At 32.0% G+C, this 23,031-nt stretch carries 18 protein-coding genes; 4 read left to right on the top strand and 14 right to left on the bottom strand.

Annotated elements, in window-relative coordinates; translation table 11 throughout:
* Positions 1-91: 91 nt before the first annotated feature.
* The 5 genes from B0A68_RS10535 to B0A68_RS10515 form a co-directional block, all read right to left on the bottom strand.
* Positions 92-3,703: an RHS repeat domain-containing protein gene (locus tag B0A68_RS10535; protein WP_035688528.1), complete on the bottom strand. Its 3,612-nt coding sequence runs from the start codon at positions 3,701-3,703 to the stop codon at positions 92-94.
* A 1,387-nt stretch (positions 3,704-5,090) separates the two neighbouring features.
* Positions 5,091-5,735: a nucleotidyl transferase AbiEii/AbiGii toxin family protein gene (locus B0A68_RS10530; protein WP_035688527.1), complete on the bottom strand. Its 645-nt coding sequence runs from the start codon at positions 5,733-5,735 to the stop codon at positions 5,091-5,093.
* Positions 5,732-6,223, bottom strand: coding sequence for a helix-turn-helix transcriptional regulator (locus B0A68_RS10525; protein ID WP_035688526.1), 492 nt, complete (start codon positions 6,221-6,223; stop codon positions 5,732-5,734). The genes B0A68_RS10530 and B0A68_RS10525 overlap by 4 nt, the downstream gene beginning before the upstream one ends.
* A 640-nt stretch (positions 6,224-6,863) precedes the next feature.
* Positions 6,864-7,349, bottom strand: a complete 486-nt coding sequence (locus B0A68_RS10520) for a hypothetical protein (protein WP_123947493.1) — start codon at positions 7,347-7,349, stop codon at positions 6,864-6,866.
* Between the two features lie 13 nt (positions 7,350-7,362).
* Positions 7,363-7,887 carry a hypothetical protein gene (locus tag B0A68_RS10515; RefSeq protein WP_035688522.1) on the bottom strand — a complete coding sequence of 175 codons (525 nt, stop codon included), beginning with the start codon at positions 7,885-7,887 and terminating at the stop codon, positions 7,363-7,365.
* A 667-nt stretch (positions 7,888-8,554) separates the two neighbouring features.
* Between B0A68_RS10515 and B0A68_RS10510 the strand changes: the two genes are divergently transcribed.
* The gene (locus B0A68_RS10510; protein ID WP_035688520.1) at positions 8,555-9,133 is read left to right on the top strand and encodes a hypothetical protein; all 579 of its coding nucleotides are present in this window, start codon (positions 8,555-8,557) and stop codon (positions 9,131-9,133) included.
* Between the two features lie 78 nt (positions 9,134-9,211).
* Here B0A68_RS10510 and B0A68_RS10505 read toward each other — a convergent pair whose 3' ends face one another.
* From B0A68_RS10505 to B0A68_RS10485, 5 genes are all read right to left on the bottom strand, one after another.
* Positions 9,212-9,655 (bottom strand): response regulator, encoded by a 444-nt coding sequence (locus B0A68_RS10505; protein WP_051892819.1) that lies wholly within the window; start codon positions 9,653-9,655, stop codon positions 9,212-9,214.
* A 540-nt stretch (positions 9,656-10,195) separates the two neighbouring features.
* A complete protein-coding gene (locus B0A68_RS10500) occupies positions 10,196-10,720 on the bottom strand; it encodes a hypothetical protein (RefSeq protein ID WP_035688518.1) in 525 nt (174 codons plus the stop codon).
* A 102-nt stretch (positions 10,721-10,822) separates the two neighbouring features.
* Positions 10,823-11,248: a hypothetical protein gene (locus B0A68_RS10495; RefSeq protein WP_035688516.1), complete on the bottom strand. Its 426-nt coding sequence runs from the start codon at positions 11,246-11,248 to the stop codon at positions 10,823-10,825.
* Between the two features lie 53 nt (positions 11,249-11,301).
* Positions 11,302-12,423: a matrixin family metalloprotease gene (locus B0A68_RS10490; protein WP_089069732.1), complete on the bottom strand. Its 1,122-nt coding sequence runs from the start codon at positions 12,421-12,423 to the stop codon at positions 11,302-11,304.
* Between the two features lie 63 nt (positions 12,424-12,486).
* The gene (locus tag B0A68_RS10485; protein ID WP_123947491.1) at positions 12,487-13,773 is read right to left on the bottom strand and encodes a hypothetical protein; all 1,287 of its coding nucleotides are present in this window, start codon (positions 13,771-13,773) and stop codon (positions 12,487-12,489) included.
* A 316-nt stretch (positions 13,774-14,089) separates the two neighbouring features.
* Between B0A68_RS10485 and B0A68_RS10480 the strand changes: the two genes are divergently transcribed.
* Positions 14,090-14,752: a hypothetical protein gene (locus B0A68_RS10480; RefSeq protein WP_035688512.1), complete on the top strand. Its 663-nt coding sequence runs from the start codon at positions 14,090-14,092 to the stop codon at positions 14,750-14,752.
* A gap of 73 nt (positions 14,753-14,825) precedes the next feature.
* Here B0A68_RS10480 and B0A68_RS24440 read toward each other — a convergent pair whose 3' ends face one another.
* The gene (locus B0A68_RS24440; protein ID WP_165571359.1) at positions 14,826-14,972 is read right to left on the bottom strand and encodes a hypothetical protein; all 147 of its coding nucleotides are present in this window, start codon (positions 14,970-14,972) and stop codon (positions 14,826-14,828) included.
* A 425-nt stretch (positions 14,973-15,397) separates the two neighbouring features.
* Here B0A68_RS24440 and B0A68_RS10470 point away from each other — a divergent pair, with 425 nt between their 5' ends.
* Both B0A68_RS10470 and B0A68_RS10465 read left to right on the top strand, forming a co-directional pair.
* On the top strand, positions 15,398-16,171 hold the full coding sequence (locus B0A68_RS10470; RefSeq protein WP_051892818.1) for a sensor histidine kinase: 774 nt from the start codon (positions 15,398-15,400) through the stop codon (positions 16,169-16,171).
* Between the two features lie 3 nt (positions 16,172-16,174).
* Positions 16,175-16,828 carry a response regulator transcription factor gene (locus B0A68_RS10465; protein WP_035688508.1) on the top strand — a complete coding sequence of 218 codons (654 nt, stop codon included), beginning with the start codon at positions 16,175-16,177 and terminating at the stop codon, positions 16,826-16,828.
* 197 nt (positions 16,829-17,025) lie between these two features.
* On the opposite strand, the gene B0A68_RS10460 is transcribed toward B0A68_RS10465, so the two are convergent.
* The 3 genes from B0A68_RS10460 to B0A68_RS10450 form a co-directional block, all read right to left on the bottom strand.
* The gene (locus B0A68_RS10460; protein WP_035688507.1) at positions 17,026-18,990 is read right to left on the bottom strand and encodes an OmpA family protein; all 1,965 of its coding nucleotides are present in this window, start codon (positions 18,988-18,990) and stop codon (positions 17,026-17,028) included.
* Positions 18,991-18,992: 2 nt separating this feature from the next.
* A complete protein-coding gene (locus B0A68_RS10455; RefSeq protein ID WP_035688505.1) occupies positions 18,993-19,901 on the bottom strand; it encodes a PorP/SprF family type IX secretion system membrane protein in 909 nt (302 codons plus the stop codon).
* Between the two features lie 61 nt (positions 19,902-19,962).
* On the bottom strand, positions 19,963-23,031 hold a 3,069-nt coding region (locus B0A68_RS10450; RefSeq protein ID WP_035688503.1), incomplete at its 5' end, for an Ig-like domain-containing protein.

Here is a 23,031-nt window from a genome sequence, read left to right as displayed (position 1 = left end):
AGTGGATTAAACCGTAAATCTGATTTAAATCTACATAAGATAGTTTTGTGCTAAAGGCATTAAAAAACTGTACCTTTTTAATCTTCATTTCTTAAGGACAGCCCGCAATATCTGTAACATTTATTGTTTTAAATACCTCCTGGCCAGTCACTAAATCTTTAATTTTACATAAAACTCCAAAATAAGGACAGCAGTATTGATCAATAGTATACGCTACAGCACTGGCCGAAGAAGTATGGATGCTGTAGTTCTGGACTTGTTTTTCCCATGTAAATTCATACTGCCCTGAACCATTTATTATATTATTACTGTTTATTCTAAGCACAACCTGTTCTCCTAAATTAAAAATTCTTCCCTTTTGTTCTTGAAAAATATCCGGTACTTCCATCATTTTAAACAATTCAACTTTTACTGGATAAGAAACAGCGAAATCCTGTGTAGTAATGTCTTTTACTTCACAAATAACTGTAAAACCCGGTTCGTGAGCAGTTGTTGAAGTAATATTTAAAGATCCTGTAGTTGTAGTAAATACTTGATTCAAATTTTTATTACTTACTGTCCATTTAAATGAATAATTTCCTGATCCTGAAGCTGGAACTGCTGTAAATGTCAGCATATCTCCAGCAATAGCTTTGTTTTGAGAACTGCTGATCTTAATTTCCAAGGGCGGTAATATATCCTTATAATTATATTCAGTATTAGAAAGTATGTTATTATCCTTATCCCTTGTAGTCTTAAGACGATTAAATTGGTCATATTCATAACTAACTTTGTATCCTTTTGGATCTGTAACCGAAATGACTCCGACCAAAGGCTTATAAGCATATGTAGTGATCATCGCATCAACCAGAGACGATCTTAAATTTTCAATTTGTACAATATCAGTTTCTGTATATCCTTCCAGAGTATTATGTCCCGATAAATTAGCTAAAACAGCCGAACGTACAGCATTTTCAAGCTTTGCTATAGGATACTGTTTATTATATCCCCACAGGTAAATAATGTGTGTCCCATTTTCTTTTGACACTTCCTCAACATTGCCATAACTATCATAATTATTATAAACAACTCTATTCTCTAAGTTATCAGCTCCTTTTGAGCTTTGCACTACACCAGGCAGAACTAAATTTTGAGGCCATACATTGTACTGCGTTTTCAACAGCGAAAGTCTCTCTTCTTGATTTGAATTTCTTTCTATATAGGAAGCGCTTTCAATAGGAATATCAATTACATTTTTCTCTATTAATGCTAGTTCAGCCTGCGATGCAGAATTAATATCGATATCCAGTGGATGTTTTGTAACAACTGACTGCAGTTTTCCTGAACTATTTTTACTTTTCTTTCTTATTAATTGATTATAATTATTATAAAAATAATTAGTCTTTACTGCTATAGAATCATTATTGAAAAAATCTACTGTTTCTTCGCTTAATAAATTCTTTTTAAATGTATTTGCAACATAAACCGTATATTCATCTTTAGTATATATTTTATCATTTACAAGATCTTCGAAATTTTCATATGCAGAATAATGATAACCATTAACGTGATTATAAATTACATCTGCTGAAATTGGATCAAAATTTTCATTTAAAAAGGTCAAATTATTGACTATTTTTTTTCTGAATTCTGTAAATAAAACTCCACCCAAACCAGAGCCATCATCGTACAGATTATTTTTTTTCTGAACTAAAACATGATCATTAGCTTTTTTCTTGTAAATATTTGTCTGTAATAGATTACCCCAATCAGCTTCTCCTTGATTAAAAGCAACCATTTTCAAAGTATTACCTGACTGATGACGTTGCTGTGAATACACATTCTGACTGACTGAGTATTTGTACTCCGTATATCCTGAAGTAACTCCAAGACTATCCCTTTCTACAATTACATTTTCATAACCAATAGCATTAGTTTGACTAAAATCAACACCTTGCACAGTTGGATTAGATTTAATAACCACAGCATTATAAAAATATGGAGCTGGGGCATTTTGAAGAAAAAAATCATACCCAAGCCACTTTAAAGTCGCAACTAAATTTTGTACACCTTCTGGTATGTCAGGAAAAAAGTTATCGTTAAATAATAATCCTGAAGATTTTTTAGAAGCATAACTCTTTGTATATTTATACTTTAACCTTGTAGTAGGTAAGGAAAAGACATCACTATAATTTCTAACCTCTTTAATCCTTAAACCTCCTACGTACGTATTACTATTTTCATCCTTACTAAATGTTGGTGGAAGATAACTGCTGTCAAAATCAATCATATTACTTTCAAAATCATATTCAGTACTTCCGCCTGTTGGGTATTTAATTTCTTTTAAAATAGCGAATGTAGAAAGGTATGGATTTACATCCCTATTGGCTCCATCATAATTACCTCCTTGAAAAACAACTGTAGGAAGAAGTTTTTCGTTGTTTTCTACCCCATTATATAACCCCCAATAATCCTTTCCATAACTCCTTCTGGAAGAAGGAACATTATTCTCATTGTAAGAAAAATAATAAACTAAAGCATTACCATTTTGGCTGTTTGGTTTTTCTTCAATAGAAGTCAATAACATCCACTTTCCTTCTGGTTTAGCCATAGTAATCAATGAATTAGAAATGTATTTATACTTAAAATCAAACTGCTTTATTAAAAAGTCATTTTTATTAAATATTTTTACATTATTTAAACTATAACCCTTTGGGTCTACGACCATATTAGTAATTTCTTTTTTCACTAAATCTTCACGTACACTCGAATTTTTAGTAAATACTACGTAACCATTTTTAAAATTAATTTTAGAAATTACTTTTAAGTTATGTCTTACAAACTGCGTCCAGGGTGAAGCTATAAGAGTTTCTTGATAATGACCTTCTCCTCCATACTCATCACTAAATGTTTTCTTTTCAGGAATAAGAACTGGATTATCATAATATTCATCATTATATTCAAAAGTTATCGAATCTTTTTGATTTGCAGACATCATTACTGAAGGCTTCCAGGATGTTGTAATTTCTCTGCCGGCATTTTGATTAAATATTTCAAATCCCTTTTCATGAATATCAAAAATAAAAATGGTACCATCTGTCGCTATTATTTTAAAACTAAGAGATTCACTAGTAAAACCATTCTGTATTTTAATTATTTTTATATTAGATTTCGGAAATGTTATAAATTGATTAGACGATCTATCATACATAAACCTGCCACTTTCACCAGGCAAGTTGTAATAGAAAACGTCTGGGCCTAAATCGGTAGTATATGGATTGTTGTATGCAAATGCTCTAAACAATTTTGCTGAATAAGAATCAAAATCAGTTTGATAATAATCTAAAAATGTTTCACCCGAACCCCAGGCGTAATTCCAATTATTGAAAAATCCCTGTGCATGTTCGTCTTCAATACCATTAACACTTCGAGTAATTGAAGGAATAGTTTGTAGAGACCAACCTAATCCAACATCAGATGCCAAGGCATCAACCTTATTTCCACCGGCGTGGTAACTCATTGATAATGGAAAATTAAAGTTTGGTGTTTCGATATTGTATAAAGGAATACTTATTTGGGGAATTCCTGTAAATGTCCCTAGAGGCATTGACGCATATTTACTTATTTCAGCCTGGTTTGGGTTTAAAGGGGTAATTACTGGCATATTCTGTCCATAACCTGCCTTTAAAAGAAAAAAGAAAAAAAAAGGTAAAAATTTATTCATATATTATAATTAGATTATTACTATAAGATTGTGATTGTTCTTTTTAAAACCAATGTTTAAAACTTTAATATATTCTTTAAGTAGATTCTATAATTTATTTCTATATTTATCTGAATATAAACATATGTTTCAAGGATAATTTGTTAGACTTTCGGTTTTGACAAAAATTTAAATTTATTTAGATTTTTTATCGAGAGAAAAGTCTTTTAAAATTTCGTTTTATAAGCAAATATTGTTTTTTTTAATTTTATTTTCCTACAAAATCCCTCTTTTTATTTTTACTTTTCATTAACACTTTAACTTTTTGAGAAAACAATTAAAAAATAACTAAAAACGTAATAATATAGCTGAAGTCAGGCTAACACAAGGGTTAAATACTTAAATAGTTAATTTCAAATACTGTATTTTTATTTTTTAAATAAAAACCTATCCAATTCTTTCAAAGATTACTAACAATTCGTTAATTTTTCACCTAATACATATTAATTCAAAAATTATCAATAATGCAAGCTAGGAATGATGCCGTGATTTAAAAATATCTTTATTATAATGAATTTTAAAATTCTCGTTTTGATATGTAGCCAAACTATTAATTTAAGACTAGTACTTGATTCTAAAGTATTTTCTATAATCATAACAGCGATTTAAAAATTAATTACCAAGCAACAAAAATTTACACATATCTACCTTAAAAAGAGGAAAAACTGAAGAAAACACAGATCACAAATACAAACATTCTAAAACAAAAAAATAACTAATTAACTAACTTTTTAATAATCTCCCATTTACTAAACAAACCTTTCAAGCTATCTTTCCCATAATCGGTCAAATCAAACTAAAAACCATCTGAAATAAAACTGCTGCTCTATTGCTCAAATACAAAACTAAATTTTTAAAGCAGAACCTATTCAGAATGTCGCCAACATTTGTAATACCTAGTCTAAATAAATTTGGGTTGATATGTGTGATAAATTTCACACATTATTTACTTTCAAATATATATTTTTTTTCACTACAAATATCAAAAGACCTTTTAATTTGATTGATTCTTTTTCGCATTTATTTGAGTGGCTATGCAAAAGAAAAAATTAAGATGCGTATTTTAAAATATCATAATAATCCAAGATAATCTGGTTAGATATTTTAATGCTTCCCGCTACTGTATTGTCTCAACAATTTTCCTGAGGGCACCTATAGGTGCACCTTTTTTTGAGACAGTTTGGGAAAGACTGCTACCATTGATCTCAAAAGACAGGTTCTGGATGAGAGGACTCTGCTAGTTTCAAAAGAAACTTTAAAAGTCAAAAGCTTTTAAAGAGTAATATCTAAAGGCTTTTTCTTTTTAGCAAACGATTGTATTTACTAGAATATTTTCTCTGTTCTTGTTTTAACTTCTCTTTACTGCGGCCTGAATGTCTTCCTTTATAAATTCCCAATATTTGCCTTTAAGACAGACAGGGTCAAAATCATCATCAGCAGAAGTAAAATCAATAAAGTTTTGCAGGATTTTTTCTTCATCATGAGTATACTCACTTCTCTGTTTGTGCAGGCTCAGCATTTTTTTTATATCGTACTTAGGTAAAAGATCATGCAGGTCCCAAAAATCTTTTTTACGGCCTCCCCTTAAAATAACATCTACCTTCATGGCTATAATTTCCTTTACACTTGCCATACGCACTCCATCCATTACAATGGCGTCCTCAATAAACTTCTCATTACTGTAGTAAACATCCAGCTTCACAGTATTATCTTTATCTGTACCAATAAGATAAGATTTACCCATACCTACAATACCCCCAAATCCTTTATCTGTATAAGGAAAATTTGCCATCAAATAGTTCTCAAGTATATCAAAATCTATGTTTCCATAATCTTCATCTGTAAAAAGATCAATATCAACAGACAATCTATGTCCGATTTGAAGACTCAGCGCTGTTCCTCCAACCAGACGAAAAACTTTAAATTCATCCGCCTGCATAAGCTGCAGAAGACTCTCTCTCAACAATGGATTTACTGTTTTCCAGTACATCATGATCTTTTGGCTTTAATATACGTTTTTCCAACGGCTTCTCTGATCACGGCCTTGATTCTCTCAGTCCCGTAAAATCGGATGATTTCTTTTTTTTCACTGATATTTCCACGCTCAAAAACCCTTCTGATAACAGCCTTAGACTGACTTTCCCAGTTAATCGTATTGATATTAGTATCCCAAAAAAGACTCTTTCTAAGCCTGCTTATCTCGGGATGATTGCCCTGTAATGTTTTTTGCTTCTCTTTTTTTATGTCATAATACGTTTGAAGCACCAAAAGCGAACCCTCTTCAAGTCCAAGGGCACTTTCTATTTTAAGCGCTAAGGCAGTATTGAGATCTCTTTTCCCTTTTATAATAGCATTGATAGTCTGGGGATGCTCAAACAGGGATTGTGCAAAGGGACGCTGTGCCAGATTTCGTTTATCAAGCTCGCGTTCCAGTACTGCCCCTGGATGAATTCCCTTATATTTCTCATATTCCCTTTTCATACTGCAAATATAAACAAATTTGTTTACAAATGACATTAACGGCTTGTTATTAATACAATCAATCTGGTTCGAATTGAAAGATGATGAGGACGACAGTGATTTTTTGAAGATTGCATTCAAACTAAGCAATACCAGATGATAATTTCGGCAATAGTGGGAATGGAGTTGATACCTTTTTTACTACTCTAGAATAATGCTTTAATCTCTTAAACCTAAATATTCAATATTTTTGATATATTTGTAATACAAAAAAAGAATAATACTACTGTCTGTTAATTAGTTAGTACCTTAATTTTTGTGCATGATTTAATATTGAAATAGTAAAATTGAATTTGGGTGCAGAATCGGTGCACTTTGTCAAAGACATTTTATAAAACCTAGTATAGACAGGACTTCAACGATAAGGTTCGAATCCTGCTCTCCCCACCAAAAGGGTAAAAGAAGTAAAAAGGTCACCTTTTCAATCTTTTCAAATACCCTCAAAAAATGTGGTAAAACCTGTAAATCCCAGGATTCGCAGGTTTTTTTCTTTTAGAAATACGTTGTTTTTTAGTTTTTTATCAGGAGTGTTCTAGTCTCCTTCCCGCTATATAAACAGTATTTTCAAATACACGATCAACAGCTATGTGTTCTTTCTTAATTATGCCGAGGGCTTATCGAATATCCAGCCTGAAATAACAAGATCCTGAATGGTCACATTTGATGTAATTCCCTGTTTTAATGTTAATCTCTCTGTTGGATTATTTTTTTTTGCTGCATATTTATGTAATAGCAAAAACAAGACTACGCTCAATGAAATACCAACTATAAAAACTTTAAGACCAAAAGCAGGTAATACAAAAATTAGAATTAACATATAAGCTGCATATTTTAATATTGGAGATTTACGGGAAGCTTCTTCATGAAATTCAACACAACTATTACATCTTGAAATACCTATCTCCATTTCTTCATACTTTAAACTCCTGTAGATAACAAAATTAGTTCTGTCTTTTACTTTATAAAGTTTAATAAAATCATAATTATTAATATTTTCACTTTCGTTTTGAAAACAATAGCTGCATCTTTTTTCTTTTGGTTCAAAGCGTTTTAAACTTTCATTATAATTGTATTTAGATAACATCATTATACTTTTAAATTTAAATTTCTTCAGGATAAAATATCTTAGAAATTATGAGTTGGAATAAATATGAGATAAGGAAACAAATAAAAAAGGGAATTAACAGCTCGACAACATAATAAGAACTTCTGGTATTTATATATAATTCAAAGGCTAACGGGAATAAAACAACTAAAACTATTGATCTGACCAGCCCTGCTATTGGTTGTTTTTTCAAGTCAAAATATCCAGCAACTCCCGCAACAATCGCTGCCAATATATACCACTCATATCCTTTAATACTTAAAACCGGACCTAAAACAGCCGCTAAAAATATGATACTTCCTGTAATTTTTTGGGTTTCTTTATTTTCGCTTTCTTCCTGAGCCGCTTCTACAAGTTCTTTTTTGTACTCTTTAATTACTTTATTAATAAGTTCTTCTGCAGTATTCTCATCATATCCTGCAACAATTAATTTTATAATTTGATTCTCAACAGATAAATTATCTTTTAAATATGCTTCTTTAATTTCTTTTATTTGCTGATCGGTGAGTTCTTTTTTCATTAATTAATTTGATTCTTATTGAGAATTAAATGGCTGTCAATGGCTTTTACCAACAATAACAAACTACTTATAAAAAATTCAATTTGTTGATGCAGAAAAAGAGTGTATTCAGCGCTAATATATAAATTAAAATCAAAATTGTTACAATTTCCTCAGCATGCAAAAAATTCATTTAATAAATCTGTTTAATAACTTTATTCTAGATCACAAATCAAATATGCTATTTCATAAAAATCCTCAATAAAGCGGTTAGATATTTGAATGCTTCCTGCTGCTAAAAAAGCATCTTTAACTATATTGAAATCTTTAAATTAAGTTTTGCGGCAGAATCGTGGCTTATGGAGATCTTTAAAACTAGAAATCCAGCAGAATCAAAACCTGCCGAATTTAGGGTTCGAAACTGTATTAGACTGCTTATTATAATTATTTTTCTTGACGGGTTCTATCCTTGTTCCTGCTAATTGTTCAAAGTACCAAGAACATCTAAATTTAATTTCATATTAATACAAAAATTATAAAATTAATAATCAGTACGTCTGAAGTTTTATAAAATAAAAATTCTATTTTTGAAAACAGAAAAACACTAATACTGCCAAAAATACCGACCTAATTAGGGTAGATAAAGCCGGACATCGTTAGAAATATATCCTAGTTTAAAAATAATTTTATGAAAAAAACATTCTATTATACATTGTTATTAATTATAACTCTTTCTTGTTCAGAAAAGAAAACACAAAAAGAAAATATTATAGTTAAAAATATTAAATCCGATACGGTTTCTAAAATAGATAATGAGGAATTAGAAAACAATTCAGATTGTGCGTTTGATGACAATTATAAAAAAATAACAGAAGAATGGCTGAATGAACTTGAAATCAAAAAATATGTTTGGGATTCAAAAATTAACAAAGCCACATTCCTATACAATGGTGATACTCTAACTGTATATAAAGGGGGTTGTGACCATTTTGTCAGTTCAGTAGAAATTAAAACAGATATTTACCCAAATCAGGAATTAGACAGTACTTTAATAAGAAAAATTAATGATATAGCATGTAAATTTAAATTTGACAGCTATTGTAAAAAGCTCATTGAAGGTCGATTTAAAAAAATTGACAATGGCAATTCATCATTTTTTTTGGAGTTTGTAGATGAAGATCCAGAAGATAATTTAGTCTCTGATGGGATAGAAATTTTAGAAAAAGAAAAAAGAACAATTATTACAATATCTGAGTATTACAATTAAACTGCTGCTTACAGCGTAGCACAACATCCAAAATAAATAAAAAATAAGCCCAATGGTGAAGACGGTTTTTAACTTAGATTAAATACCTTCATCCGAAGCTTCAATTTTAAACCCATTATTCTTTTTTTTTACAGCCTTTTCAGATATCATTATCTTTTGAAGTGATTCGAAAAGCTTTCTAAAATTCGAATGCTTCTTCAAAAACTTTACTTTTTTGAATTTGCTTAATGCATCCTGCAGCATAACTCCTGAATTCTGGGAATAAAGCACAACTGGGATTTTTTTCAGACTTTTAATATCACGAAGTAATTTAAGAAATACACTTCCGTCAAGATATGACATATTATAATCCAGGAAAATTATATCTGGTGATAATTTTGAATCTTGAAGCTTTTTTAGGGCTTCAAGTGCACTGTCCTCTACTGAAGATTTGATTTTATGATTAATTGCATTTAATACCGATACAAATATCTCTGCATCATCAGTATTATCATTGACTAGTAATATATTTTTGTATTTCATGCTCAACTACATTTTAAGTAGAAAAAAGTACTGGAATAAAGCAGTTTTTTTCTTTAAATCAAGCGCAATTTTATAACAAAATAAAACTTTATCAAAGAGCAGTAGAGCTAATTTGTAATAACACTGAAAAACTTTGTAATAACTTACAGTTCGCTTTTTGGACCTGATCATTCAATTGATTCATGAGGGAGTTTAAAATCTTACTCGTTTATTTTTATGTATTTTAAGTGAAAAATATATAATTGTTACAGATTGGAAAAACAATTATTGCAAAAAACTTAAAGAAGAGTTTTTTAAAAGTGTAAAACCTGCAAATCGAAAGATTCGCAGGTTTTGTGTTTTAAGGTTTCAGCACTATAATAAATATAAAGCCTGAAAATTGAGATTTTTAATTGAATGGAAAACCTGCTGTAAGTACGATGGAAGTTCTTTCCCATCTATCTTTTTCAGAATTACGGTTATTAGACCAATCTTTTGTTTGAGCTTGTAACCCAATTATTGCTTCTATTGGAGCACCTTTTGCAGTAACAAAAAAACCAATTACTCATTTTTTTTAAATTTTAATCTGTTTGCACCTTGATTAAATAGTTTCGGATGAATTTTAAGAGATATTTTAAAACCAATATTCTTACCATCTGATTTATAGGTTAAGAATTCAGGACCAAGTGATAAATCAAGATTAATCAAATCAAAACCTATATGAGGATAAAATGAAAAATAAGATTGGTCATTTTCATTTTTTGAACGAAAACTCGCTTCCATTCCAGCCTCAACAAATATTAAAGTGTATTGTAAATTTGCTGACAAACCAATTGCTTTATATTCAGGAATGTACTCAACATAATAGTTATGAGAGGGTCTAGACCAACCCCAATCATCTTTGAATTTTAAAAAATTATATCCGACTCCAAATGAATACTTTTCCAATGTACTATACCCAATCTTTATGGAAGGTCCGTGAACAGTATTTTGATTAAAAGATTTGGATGGAAAAAAGATCAATAGAAATAAAATAAAGCTTAAATTTTTCATGTTTAATAAAGTATTAAAAATATTTGTAATCATTTTATAAACTTGGGACAGACATGCTTTTATTAACAGTCAATTTGTTTATTTTATCTTGCCTGCTGCTCAATTTTTCGATTTCACAAAAATTAAATCCTAAGATTATTTTTTATAATAAAAGTGTAATTTTCGATTCACATCTTCTCCTTGTTCAACAACTATCCTGATGGTATTCTTATTTCGTATCTTGTTTATAGCATTACAGATATCTGTAAAAAAGAAATCACCACGTTGTATTTTAACGATTTCTGACACCCAACGATCAGGTCCTGAAACAGAATCGTCGTGTACTTTTATATTTTTACTTTCTTTATTTTCTATTTTAAAGTTTTTAATACTAGCATCTTCTGGAAATAACGAAGCATTTCCGGTATAAAAAACCCAATATTCATTTTTACCCGTTTCGACAATGATAGAGGTATCGGGATTATGAATAACCTTGTTTAAAATAAATGCGATCTTAAGCGGATCTGCCGTGTATATAGCTGTTTGATATTCAGCTGCTAAATTTAAGTCTGTTTGTCCCATGATCTTTTATTTAATGTTTTGTTTATAATTTTGTCGTAGTTTCTCTGTTTAACTTATTTGCCCGAACATGAACATTTCTGTTCAGTTCCATAAAAAGAACAAATTTTGAAGGTTATACGCTGGCTCACTGTTACAAAAAAACATCCAAATATTTTCCACTCACCCGGAGCTAAAGTAAAAGCTATATATTCAAAAACTTCTTTTCCGTCGTAGAGCCAGCTTTTTGTAACACAGCCTGTAATGGTTTTAGTAGTGTGCATATTGGTGAGTCTGTAATAACTGTATCCAGGTACTACGCATGAAAACTGATCTGCATAATAATTATCTGCCCTTAAGTAATTTACAGATCCGTCTGAAGAAGGCTCAGCGCTAATCTGCAAAAGCTGTAAACCCTGAGTCATCGCAGAATCAATTGTTCCACTCTTACTCATATGATAAGAAACGAACTTTTTTATAGGGGTTCCATTAATTTCAGTTAATTGATTACTCCATACTAATTGATATAATTTTTTTAAATCTTCAACATCACTGTTTTCTAACTTGCTTTTATCACCGTAATTCATAATTGAGAAAGGTGTATCGGTTCCAAACAATTCGCTTTTCCATCTTGTTTCACTAATGTTAGCAAAAAAATGGCGTAAGCCAAAAATATGTCCCATTTCATGCTGAATCGTTTCTACTTGTTCCTGATAAGATTGTTTAAACATGGTTGGGTATATGTAGAATATGTTTTGGCCTGCTCCGGGAAAGAATGCAGATGCTAATACACAACCTGAAGTATCACAGTCCTCTGTGTGCATATCTATTTCAAAGTCCCATCCGTCTTTGACTTCATGAAATTTAATTGGACATGCTTCTTTCCAGCCCACTGCTGCCTGCACAAAAAGATTTCTTACCCCATTTTTTGCTGCTTCTGGATTTTTAAAATAACTATCAAACGATTTACTAAATCGCCAGTTCAAACTTACCCCGATATCCCAGAGAGGTATAAATCCATCTGTAGCCTCTACCCTAATTTTAGTCGGACTCCAATTATCTGGCTCAGGATAACCTTTAGAATCTGTAACACAAATTATTTTATTATTGTAAACATGTCGATATTCTTCAGCTGGCAAAAATGTTGATGTATTTAAATCAAAAACTGAATCTGTTGTGGTTGTTTTCTTTGTTTCCATTTTTATTTTAATAAATTATTTTACAATTAAAACTATTTTCATTCTATTAAGTTTCATTTGAAATTACTGTATGAATTTTCCAAAAGTAAATCCGACATTAATTCCCACAAAATGATCTTTATCAACTTCTTTCCATACAAGTTCAAAATTAACAGACGGCTTTCCTTCCTTATCTTTTAAACTAAAAGGCACTCCAAGTTTCCAGTTTAAGGTATCATACTTTCCAAAAGTCTTATCTACCCCAGAACTAAAACCAAATGTACCATCTAGGACAAAAAAGCTGACAAATTCGGCACTTAAAGAAGGAGTTATGAATTGTTGAAAATCACCTCCATAAACTGTTTTATTTTCTTCAATAAGAGAACTATTTTCAGGGCTGTATACGGGAAGAGTATATTTTGTAAGTGCTTCTGTTTCTATAGTATTATTATTTTTGATATTCCCAAATCCACTTATGTAACAGGACTTTCCACTACTCCATTTCCAATATTTTGTAGCTCCAGCAGTAATGTACCAAGGATAAAAATTTTCTTTTTTGACATCAGTCGTCGATATATCGTTTATTATTTCGTACTGACGTGGTGAAACAGGTATATATGTTTCAAATGAAAACCAATGATCTGTACTTAGAGTATATAACCTGAATTTCCGTATATAATCCACTTCTTCCTTAGCAATTTTTTTATAGAAATCAGTTTGTTTTTCCTTAGTAGTTTTATCATCTGAGGCATTATCATAAACTGCTTCCTTAATAAGTTTTTCAATTGCATTTTCTCGGAAAGTGCTCATTTTTTCTTCTTGTTCTCCCTCATAATAAATGCTGCCATTTCCTATCCAGTGGAACTTTATGATAAATCCTAAATCGTTCTGTAATTTTCCATTTTTATAAATTGATGTAAAATCATCATCAACTTTGGCTTTAATACCAGTAGTAAGTAAAAAACTGACGGCATCTGTGTCATCTTTTCTGGTATCAAAAGTGCCTCCTAAAAACAATGTTTTATCAGAAGTGCTCAAAACCGCATAAGCTTTTTGAAAAGTTAGATCTTTGGAAGATGTGACATAACTTGATATTTCTGAGGCAAAAAAATGATTTATTGCAGCCGGGGTTAATAACATTTTACCATCCTTGCCATTAGCATTTTGCTGCCTTATATTTTTATCATCTGAATTAAGAAATTCTATTTTAGGAAGTTTAGTTCTATCTATACTAATACCAATATCTCGATAATATTTATCAACGGCATTTTTTATATATTCAGGTGGATCGTTTTGTGCAAACAGTACAGTGACAAAAGAAAGCAGCAAAAGGGTAAATAAATTTTTCATAGATTTAATTTCTCTAGACATAATTTTAAGTGTTTAATTCTGCCTACTCTATAATTCCCTTTTCGGCTGCCTGGCTGCATTATTTCTAATATGCATTCCAAAAGTACCTCAGTCTATAATTTAACAACTAGGGTAAATACCTAAGAAAAATGCAGTTTTTTAACTAATCCTTTAGATTTTAATAAATTATATTTTATTTACAGGAAAATCGCTACTTTAGCTAAAGAAATGATTAATAGGGGTAAAATCTGATAAAATAGGGTTTTACCCTACCATGAAGGTGAGCATAATTGTAAAATTTGAAGAATAAATTATTAACCCTTAAATAACTTTAATCATGAAAAAATGTACCCTAATTTTAATGTTTATTTTAACCATTACGGCGTGTAAAAAAGAAAAAGAAGAAAGCACGACTGTGGCCACCGAAACTAATGTTGATACACTAGCTTCTAAAAGTGATTCTTTGACTTTAGATGACTATTACAAGTTGCCCAATACTGAAGAAAAAGCGAAATGGTTAAAACAGTATGGCGATAAAGTTAAACGCAAAGTATTAGAAGAAGCGGTTTTAAGAGATCATAAAGTAAAAGGTACTTTAACTGATCAAAAAGGGAAGTATGTTATTACATGGGGGAATCTTAAAAAAATTATTAAGAATCATGGATATGATGCCTATCTAAATATAGAACATAAAGATAATAAAATTGATACATTGAAAATGGTGTCTGAATATATATCAAAAGAAGGAGGCCCTTATTATCGTTTTTCCACAGCTTTAATAAGAAGTTTGGCAAAAGAATATGGTAAAAACAATGATAATGCCGAATTTCATTTCAGTTTTGCCATGATAGATAAATCTGGAGAACCAGTTGTTGCTATTCAGGTAAATGGAAATCCTAATAACACACAATCAGCAAATGAGACCCCATATTTTGATTATTCAACTGATCCTTCAAAAAAGGATCAGAATCCTAATCCTAATATTAATAAACCTCTGTAAATAACGCAATTTGAATATACTAGACATTATAAATCCCATAAAAGCATGCGTTTTAATAACGCTGCTTTTTGCATTATGGAACTTGCGATGGAAAATTAAAATGCACCGCTATGTACTGTATATCCTTTTTGTAGTTTTTTTTACGGAACTGATAAATTCTATTCTGGTCTATAACAGTAGACCAATTCGAATACCATTTAATATCAGTATTATTTTTCATGATATTTTTTGGATGCTCGCATTTAGAGAAATCATAAATCGTAAAAAAATGTCCAACATAATACTCTGCCTTTTTGTACTGTTTTCAGTTGTTAATTTTATAGTTATAGAAATTACAGATGCATATAATTACTACACTTTTGTTTTTGGCGCCTTATTATACGTCTCACTTTTCATTTATGAAAGTTACAAACAGTTAAAAGAAGAAAATTTAATGTATTTCTTATCTAATAATTATCTCCTTTTGTTTGCTCCTGTGTATTTCTTTTTCGGCATGGGTTTAATGTTGGGATTCAAAGCCTTAGGAGTTACCAAAATGCTTTTATTTGGCCAGGTTACACTATATGTTTTCATTGTTAATATAGTTTGCATCGCCTATTACTCTTTAATTAATATCTACATCTACAGAGAAAATAATAACTACAAATGAATCAAGTCGTAATTGGAATAATAATAGCCTTCATTTTTATTGGTTTAATACTGACTTTTTGTGTTATTCTGATCCGTCTTTATTTTAATAAGATAAAAAAATACACAGAACTTCTGCATGAGAAAGATCTCAATTTCCAAAAAGCTATTACTCAAACTGTAATCGAAACTCAGGAACAGGTACTCAATAATATTTCTAACGATCTTCATGATGATGCTGGACAGCAGCTGACATACATCAATTTTCAAATTGAAAATATAAAGCTGGATTCTCCCGAACTGGGAGAAACATTAGAACCTGTATCGCAATCACTTGGAAATTTATCAAAATCCATACGAAGCATCAGCCATGCCTTGAACAGTCAATTGTTAGTACAGCAAGATTTGATAAAAGCTATAGCCACAGAAATAAAGCGGTTGAAAAAAAACAGCAAAATTGACATTTCATACTCTTTTGAAGAGATGGAAGTAAAAAGATTTGATGATAATGAAAAGATAATTATTTATCGCATTTTTCAAGAATGCATAAATAATGTTTTTAAACACGCTAAAGCTTCTAAATTGAATATTTTTATAACGACCAGCCCTGACTTCAAAATGATAATCTCAGATAATGGTAAAGGATTTGATTCTATCGACAAAAAAGACAAATTATCTTTAGGATTGATCAACATGGCAAACAGAGCAGATAGTATAGCGTATCATTTGGCTGTAGAAAGTCAGGTGGGATCAGGTACTGAAATTACACTTTCTGAAAATAAAAGAATTTAAAGTATGGAACAGACTACTATTTGTATTATCGATGATCATGCTATTGTAAGACAAGGTCTAAAGGAATTACTGCATAAAATAGGCAACTACAAAGTAATTTATGAATTTGATAATGGTGATGATTTCCTGCAGGCTTTACCACTAAAACCTTCGCCGCATATTTATATCCTGGATTATTCCATGCCTCATATGAATGGCATTGAGGTATTAAAGTCACTGGAAGAAAAGGCAGAAGAATACAAAATATTACTGTTGACACAACATCTTGACGAGCAAATAATCGATGCCGCTTATCATCATGGTGCGAGAGGTTTTTTGCATAAAAATTGTACAGCCCACGATTTAAAATTTGCCATTGATAACATTATAAAAATAGGATACAACAACGTTTCTGAAATTCTTAAGCGCGTGCGGAATTATGATCATAACGGTGAGAAAAAAAGGAATATTGTTTTAACTCAAAGAGAATTAGATTTCCTTAGATTGGTTTGCGACGAGAGAGAATTAACCTATGAACAGATGGCAGAAATTATGAATTTGTCCATAAAATCAATTGAAACTTACAGGGCCGCTTTATTTGAGAAGTACAATATCAAATCAAAAGTAGGGCTTGTATTATTTTCGTTTAATCATCAGTTGACTGAACCTTTTTTGTAATCTAGAAAACTTTGATTCTGAATAAGCTCCACGCAGTTTTAAAAGGAAAAAATAAACTACTATACATGTTTTTTCAAATAAAATGAAGAAAACTGTAGTAAAAATTAAAAGCCGAGAAATTATAGATTTCTCGGCTTTTTTGTTGTTGAAACCGACAAGCTTTCAAACTTGCCGTTTATTTAAATGATATTTATTTTCTAAATTGATAAAATCATAAACTCACTTCTTCGGTTTGCAAGATGCTGTTCTTCGCTGCATTTTACACCATCTTTACATTTATTTAGCAACTGGCTTTCACCGAAACCTTTTCCTTTTAAGCGTTTTGCATCGATACCTTTGTTTACCAGCCAAGCCATAATTGATTTTGCTCTTTTATCTGATAAAACCAAATTTGATTTTGCCGATGATCTGCTGTCTGTGTGCGAGCGAATGTCAATTCTCATTTTTGGATATTCCTGCATCACGGCATAGATTTTTTCTAACTCAACTCCAGCGGCTTCTGTGATAACAGCTTTTCCTAAATCAAAATAGATCATCGAAATGTTTAATGTTTTACCCAAATCTGTTCCGATTTTAATTTTTTTCAATGCCGGAAGCTGTTCTACAAGTGCAATTTTTTCTTTCTCTAAAGTAAAATCTAACTTGTTATCTATACCAGTTCCAACGGCAATGTAATTTTCTTTGGCTGGATATTGCTTTCTTTCAACTCTAACTAAATACTTTTTGCTGCAGTTTACTTTAAAACTGTAAACACCATCTTTTCCGGTTGTCACTTCTTCAATTACCTTGTTATTTTCATCCAATAAAGTAACTTTTGCCGCTTCTATCGTTTCATTGGATTTACTGTCAAAAATAGTTCCGGTTAATGTTCTTTCGCAAAGCAGTTTTTTTGTTTCTGTAAACTTGTAGATATCATCATTTCCTTTTTCTCCATTTTTATTCGAAGAGAAATAACCTTTGCGTGTATTGCTGTCTATTATGAAAGCAAAGTCATCAAATTTTGTATTGATTGGTTCGCCGATATTCTGCACCGCGTCAAATGCACCGTTTTCTAAAATTTTCGAAACAAAAATATCAAGTCCGCCAAGTCCTGGACGTCCGTCACTTGCAAAGTATAGTTCGTTATCTCCTGAAATAAAAGGAAAAGTTTCTCTTCCTTCGGTATTGATGTTTTTTCCAAGATTTTCGGGTTTCCCGAAAGTTCCATCAGAATTAATCGTAACACTGTAAATATCAGACTGACCTAAAGTTCCCGGCATATCTGATGCGAAATACAATTTCTTTTCGTCTAAACTTAAAGTCGGATGTGCTGTACTATAGGCATTGTTGCTAAAAGGAAGTTCAACAATATTGGTCCATTTTCCATCCACAAAACTGGCTTTGTACAATTTTAAAAGCGTAATTTTTTTATCGTCTTTTCCGCGTCTTCCATCCAAAAAGTTATTTCGGGTAAAATACATGGTTTTCCCATCTTTTGTAAATACCGGAGTCGATTCGTTAAACTTCGAATTAATCTCTTTGTTTAAAAGAACAGGCGTACTTAAAGTACCATCTGATTTTATGGCTCCAATATAAAGATTGGTAAAAGATTTATTGGTCCATTTAAACGTGTTTCCTTCTTTTTTTCCAATTTTTCTTGCTGAGCTAAAAACCAGATTATTGTTAAAAAATGAACTTCCAAAATCTGAGCTTTCTGAATTTATATTAAGATCTGAAATCTCAAATCGGCCAGAATTTAGTTTAATCTGCTCTAAGTAATTCTTGTTGTTTTCAAACAAAATTCCTCTGCTGTCTGTATTTGTTTTTTTATTGAACTCCTCGAGCATTTTATCCGCTTTAGCGTAATCACCAATTGATTTTAGTGCTTGTGCATATCTATAAAAATACTCCGGTTCCTGCTTGGCGTTCATAGCAAAAAGCTTCTCATACCAAACTGCTGCTTTTGGCAGTTCGGCATTAAAATAATAAGCGTTTGCTAATCTTTGAAACATTTTTTCATCTTCGTAACCTTTAACTGCCAGCTTTTCATAAATAGAAATGGCATCTGCGTAAGCGTAATTATTATATTCTTTTTCGGCTTTGTTTAGAAGTGCTTTTTGTGCCATTCCGCTAAAAAAGAAAAAGGATATAAAAAGGGTATATACTATTTTTTTCATCTTCATATTTAGAAAAATCTTGGTGATGTTATTCGGCTGTAATTATTTAAGAATTCAAAACGCAGGAATATTTCGTGCGATCCTGAATTGTAATTGTTCAACTTGGTTGTTTCTCTGTCGTAAGCATAACCTATATACATACTTTTCGTTACCTGGAATCCGGCCATTGCGCTTAATGCGGCGCTCCATCTGTAAGAAACTCCCAAAACAAATTTGTCATTATACATAAAGTTTGCCGACGCATCAACCTGAAGCGGAGAACCTTCGATCATTTTTGCTAATACTGCTGGTTTGAATTTGATCATTTCATAACGATCTAAATTAAACACGTAACCGGCAATTAAATAGTAATTGATCTGTTCTTTAAAAATGGCCGTTTCATTATCATCGTAACGATTTGTTTCAATAAAATTCGGAACCGATAAACCAATATATCCTCTATCTGAATGATAGTAAACCCCTGCTCCAACGTTTGGTGAAAACTTATTTTTAAAATCTGAAAACTGAGGATCTCCCTGATCTTCCGGATTTAATTTATTTGGATCAAGATTAAAAATATTAGCCGATCCTTTTATACCAAACGAAAGTTTTGTTGTCGCAGATGTTGGAATTGAATACGAGAAATCTACCGCAAAATTCGTCTCATTTGTTGGACCAATTTTATCATTGATTACTGAGAATCCTAATCCTACATTATTATTTACGGGTGTATTTAATGATAATGTGCCGGTTTCTGGTGCTCCGTCAAGTCCAACCCATTGTGTACGGTATAAACCAAAAACACTCATTACGCCGCGAGAACCTGCGTAAGCAGGATTTATATTAATGGTATTGTGCATATATTGTGTAAACTGCGCGTCTTGCTGGGCAAAACTTACGGCAGAACAAAACAATAAAACTAAAACTATTTTTTTCATTTACTTTATTTTTAGGATAATGGCTTAACCGCAGCTAAGCCATTTTATTTTACATAGAATATTATTTAGTCAGATATAAATATCCTGCCTCTTCTTTCGGTTTAGCATTATTGTCACTATATCGCACTATGTAATAATATGTTCCTTCTGGTAAACCATTTGACTCTTTTACGGTTGTTCTTCCTTCTGAGAAACCTTTAAATACAATATCATTGTTGTTGTAATGTTCTCTTTCGAAAACCAAAACTCCCCAACGGTTAAAAATCTGAACTGTATTGTTTGGATAACATTCTATTCCTCGAATGTAAAATCTCTCGTTTTTATCATCTCCATTTAAAGAAACTGCATTAAAGATTTTTAACTTACAGCTGTTTAGTTCAATTGCTGTTGCATTATCCCCGCTGGCATTCTCAGAATCTGATTTATCAACTACGCTGATGCCGCTTTGCGTAACTCCCGAAACAGCTGCCTGATTGCTGAAAGTTCCGGCATTAACATCTGCCTGAGTTAAAACATAGGTTCCCGTAAAAGTATAAGTATCGCTTGCGCCAACTCCTAAAGTTATTGGTCCTCCGCTGATTACAACTCCTGGCAAAAGATCTGAAATCTTGATGTTTTGAAGCGGAACATTTCCTGTATTTGTAACTGTAAAAGTATACGTTAAAGTTTCTCCTGCTTCTGCATTTCCGTTTTTGTTATTATCGTCAAATTCTACTTTCATAACAAGTGCAATTGCAGGCACTTCTACAAAAATGTGGATTGTTGCTGTACTGCAATTTGATCCATTTGCTTTTTCACAAATTTGATACGTCAACGTGTGATCTCCGCCTTTAGTTCCCGGAGCTACATCAATAGTTCCGTCGCTGTTTAGCGTGATTCCTTTTGGAAAATTATTTCCTATTAAAATAACATCAGAAGGATTAACCGGAACACCATTTAATTTATCATTGTCTAAAACATTGATAATTTCAAGAGAACCGTTAATTCCGTCTGCAATAGCGATATCATCATCGTTTCCTGCTTCAATTCCAAATTGAGGTTTTGCATTACAACCAGCTGATGGCGCAGGATAATTTACGATTACAGATTCTGTTGGATTCAATGTAAACTGCATAGTAACTGCCGGTCTTGTTAATTCAAATCCATCATTACCTTCCACCCATTGTCCGTTTACCAATACCCATCCCGGCCAGTCAATTGGCAGTTTATTGCTGTCAACTACAGCTCCAGGCCACAATACATTGCCGCTCAAAGGCATGTTTGTTTGCGTTGCTACGATATTATTAGCACTGTCAATCCAGTTAATGGTTACTAAAGTTTTTGGTGTAAAATTCTCTGCAACAACTTTATAAGTAACATAAGGTGTGTTATCTGAACAATAACTGCTTGCTGTTACGGTTATTTTAGGAGCCGAAACTGTTACTGTAACTGTTGCCGAAGTACAGTTTGATGCATTTGCTTTTTCGCAGATTTCATAAGTCAAAGTATAAGTTCCTGCCGGAGCATTTGGAATTAATTCAACTGTTCCGTCTGGTCTTAGCGTTATTACATTGTTTGGATCTTTAACTAAAACATCTAAGTTAACATCTGTAAGTACTAAAGGATTGTTGTTCAGCGTATCATTTGTTAAAACATTTACCACTTCTACCAGTTCATTAATACCTACCACAGAACCAACTGGATCTGGTGTGGCAACTAATACCGATTTATCAACCGGAATTGTAACTACTGCCGGCGTTGCATCTACTGCTCCGCTATTATCTGCTGCTGTAAAAGTAAAAGTATCATTTCCTGAAAATGTTCCACTTGGATCATAAGTCAGCATCGCTGCTTGTGCAGGAGTTAAAACTTGATTTACTGTAACTGCGGTTCCTGATAAAGCTAAAGTTCCATGAGATGGCAATGTCAGAACGATATAATTTACAATTGTTCCGTCTGTGTCTGCCGCTGTTAAAGCATTGATTGCTGTTGCACCAGCTCTAGAAGGGATATTTGAATTTGTATCATCATTTGCTGTTGGTGCTTTATTTCCTACCGGAATACTAATAATCGCTGCAACTGCTGATGCACCTGAATTGTCTGTCGCTGTAAAAGTAAACGAATCTACGCCTGTGAAAGTTCCACTTGGGTCGTATGTTATCATTGCTGCTTCTGCAGGTGTTAATACTTGATTTACTGCAATTGGATTTCCTGATAAGGCTAAAGTTCCTTTTGCTGGTAAAGTCAGAATTGTATAATTTACGATTGTTCCGTCAACATCTGTTGCTGTAAGCGCATTGATTAATGTCGCTGCAGCTGTTGATGGAATACTTTGATTTGTATCATCGTTTGCAACCGGTGCATCATTAATTGGATTTACGGTAATCTCAACTGTAATTGTATTACTGTCTAAACTTCCATCATTAGCTTTATAAGTAAAACTGTCTGATGTAGTTTCGCCTCCATTGTGAACATAAGTGAAAGAACCGTCTGCGTTTAAAGTTAAAGTTCCGTTTGATGGACCTGAAACTAAAATGGCTGTTAAGGTATTTCCTTCTGCATCAGTATCGTTTGATAAAACTCCAGTTGCTGTTGTAACTGTAAGTGTTTCTCCTTCGTTTACTGAATATTTGTCTAATGCTGCAATTGGCGCATCATTTACCGGATTAATTGTAATCTCAACTGTAACTGTATTACTGTCCAGATTTCCGTCATTGGCTTTGTAAGTAAAACTGTCAGTTGTGGTTTCACTTCCGTTATGAACGTAAGTGAAAGAACCGTCTGCATTTAAAGTTAAAGTTCCGTTTGATGGACCTGAAACTAAAACAGCTGTAATAGCATCACCATCAACATCACTGTCGTTTAGTAAAACTCCCTTAGCGGTTGTAACGGTAAGAGTGCCGCCTTCGTTAACTGCATAATCGTCTTTTACTGCAGATGGCGCATCGTTTACTGCATCTACTTTAATAATCTGATTGGCTGTAGCTGTTAAATTTCCATCAGAAACCACATAAGGGAAACTGATCGCTGTTGCTGAATTAAAATTCGCTGAAGGTGTAAAAGTAATCACTCCTGAAGCTGAGATATTAACTGTTCCGTTTGGAACTGCAATAGTCTGCGCTGAACCTGTTAAAGCTGTGCCGTTGATTGA

This window comes from Flavobacterium reichenbachii (genome assembly GCF_002217435.1).
Lineage (GTDB): Bacteria > Bacteroidota > Bacteroidia > Flavobacteriales > Flavobacteriaceae > Flavobacterium > Flavobacterium reichenbachii.
Note: the sequence above shows the minus strand (reverse complement) of the source record. Positions and strands in the feature narration are given on the sequence as shown.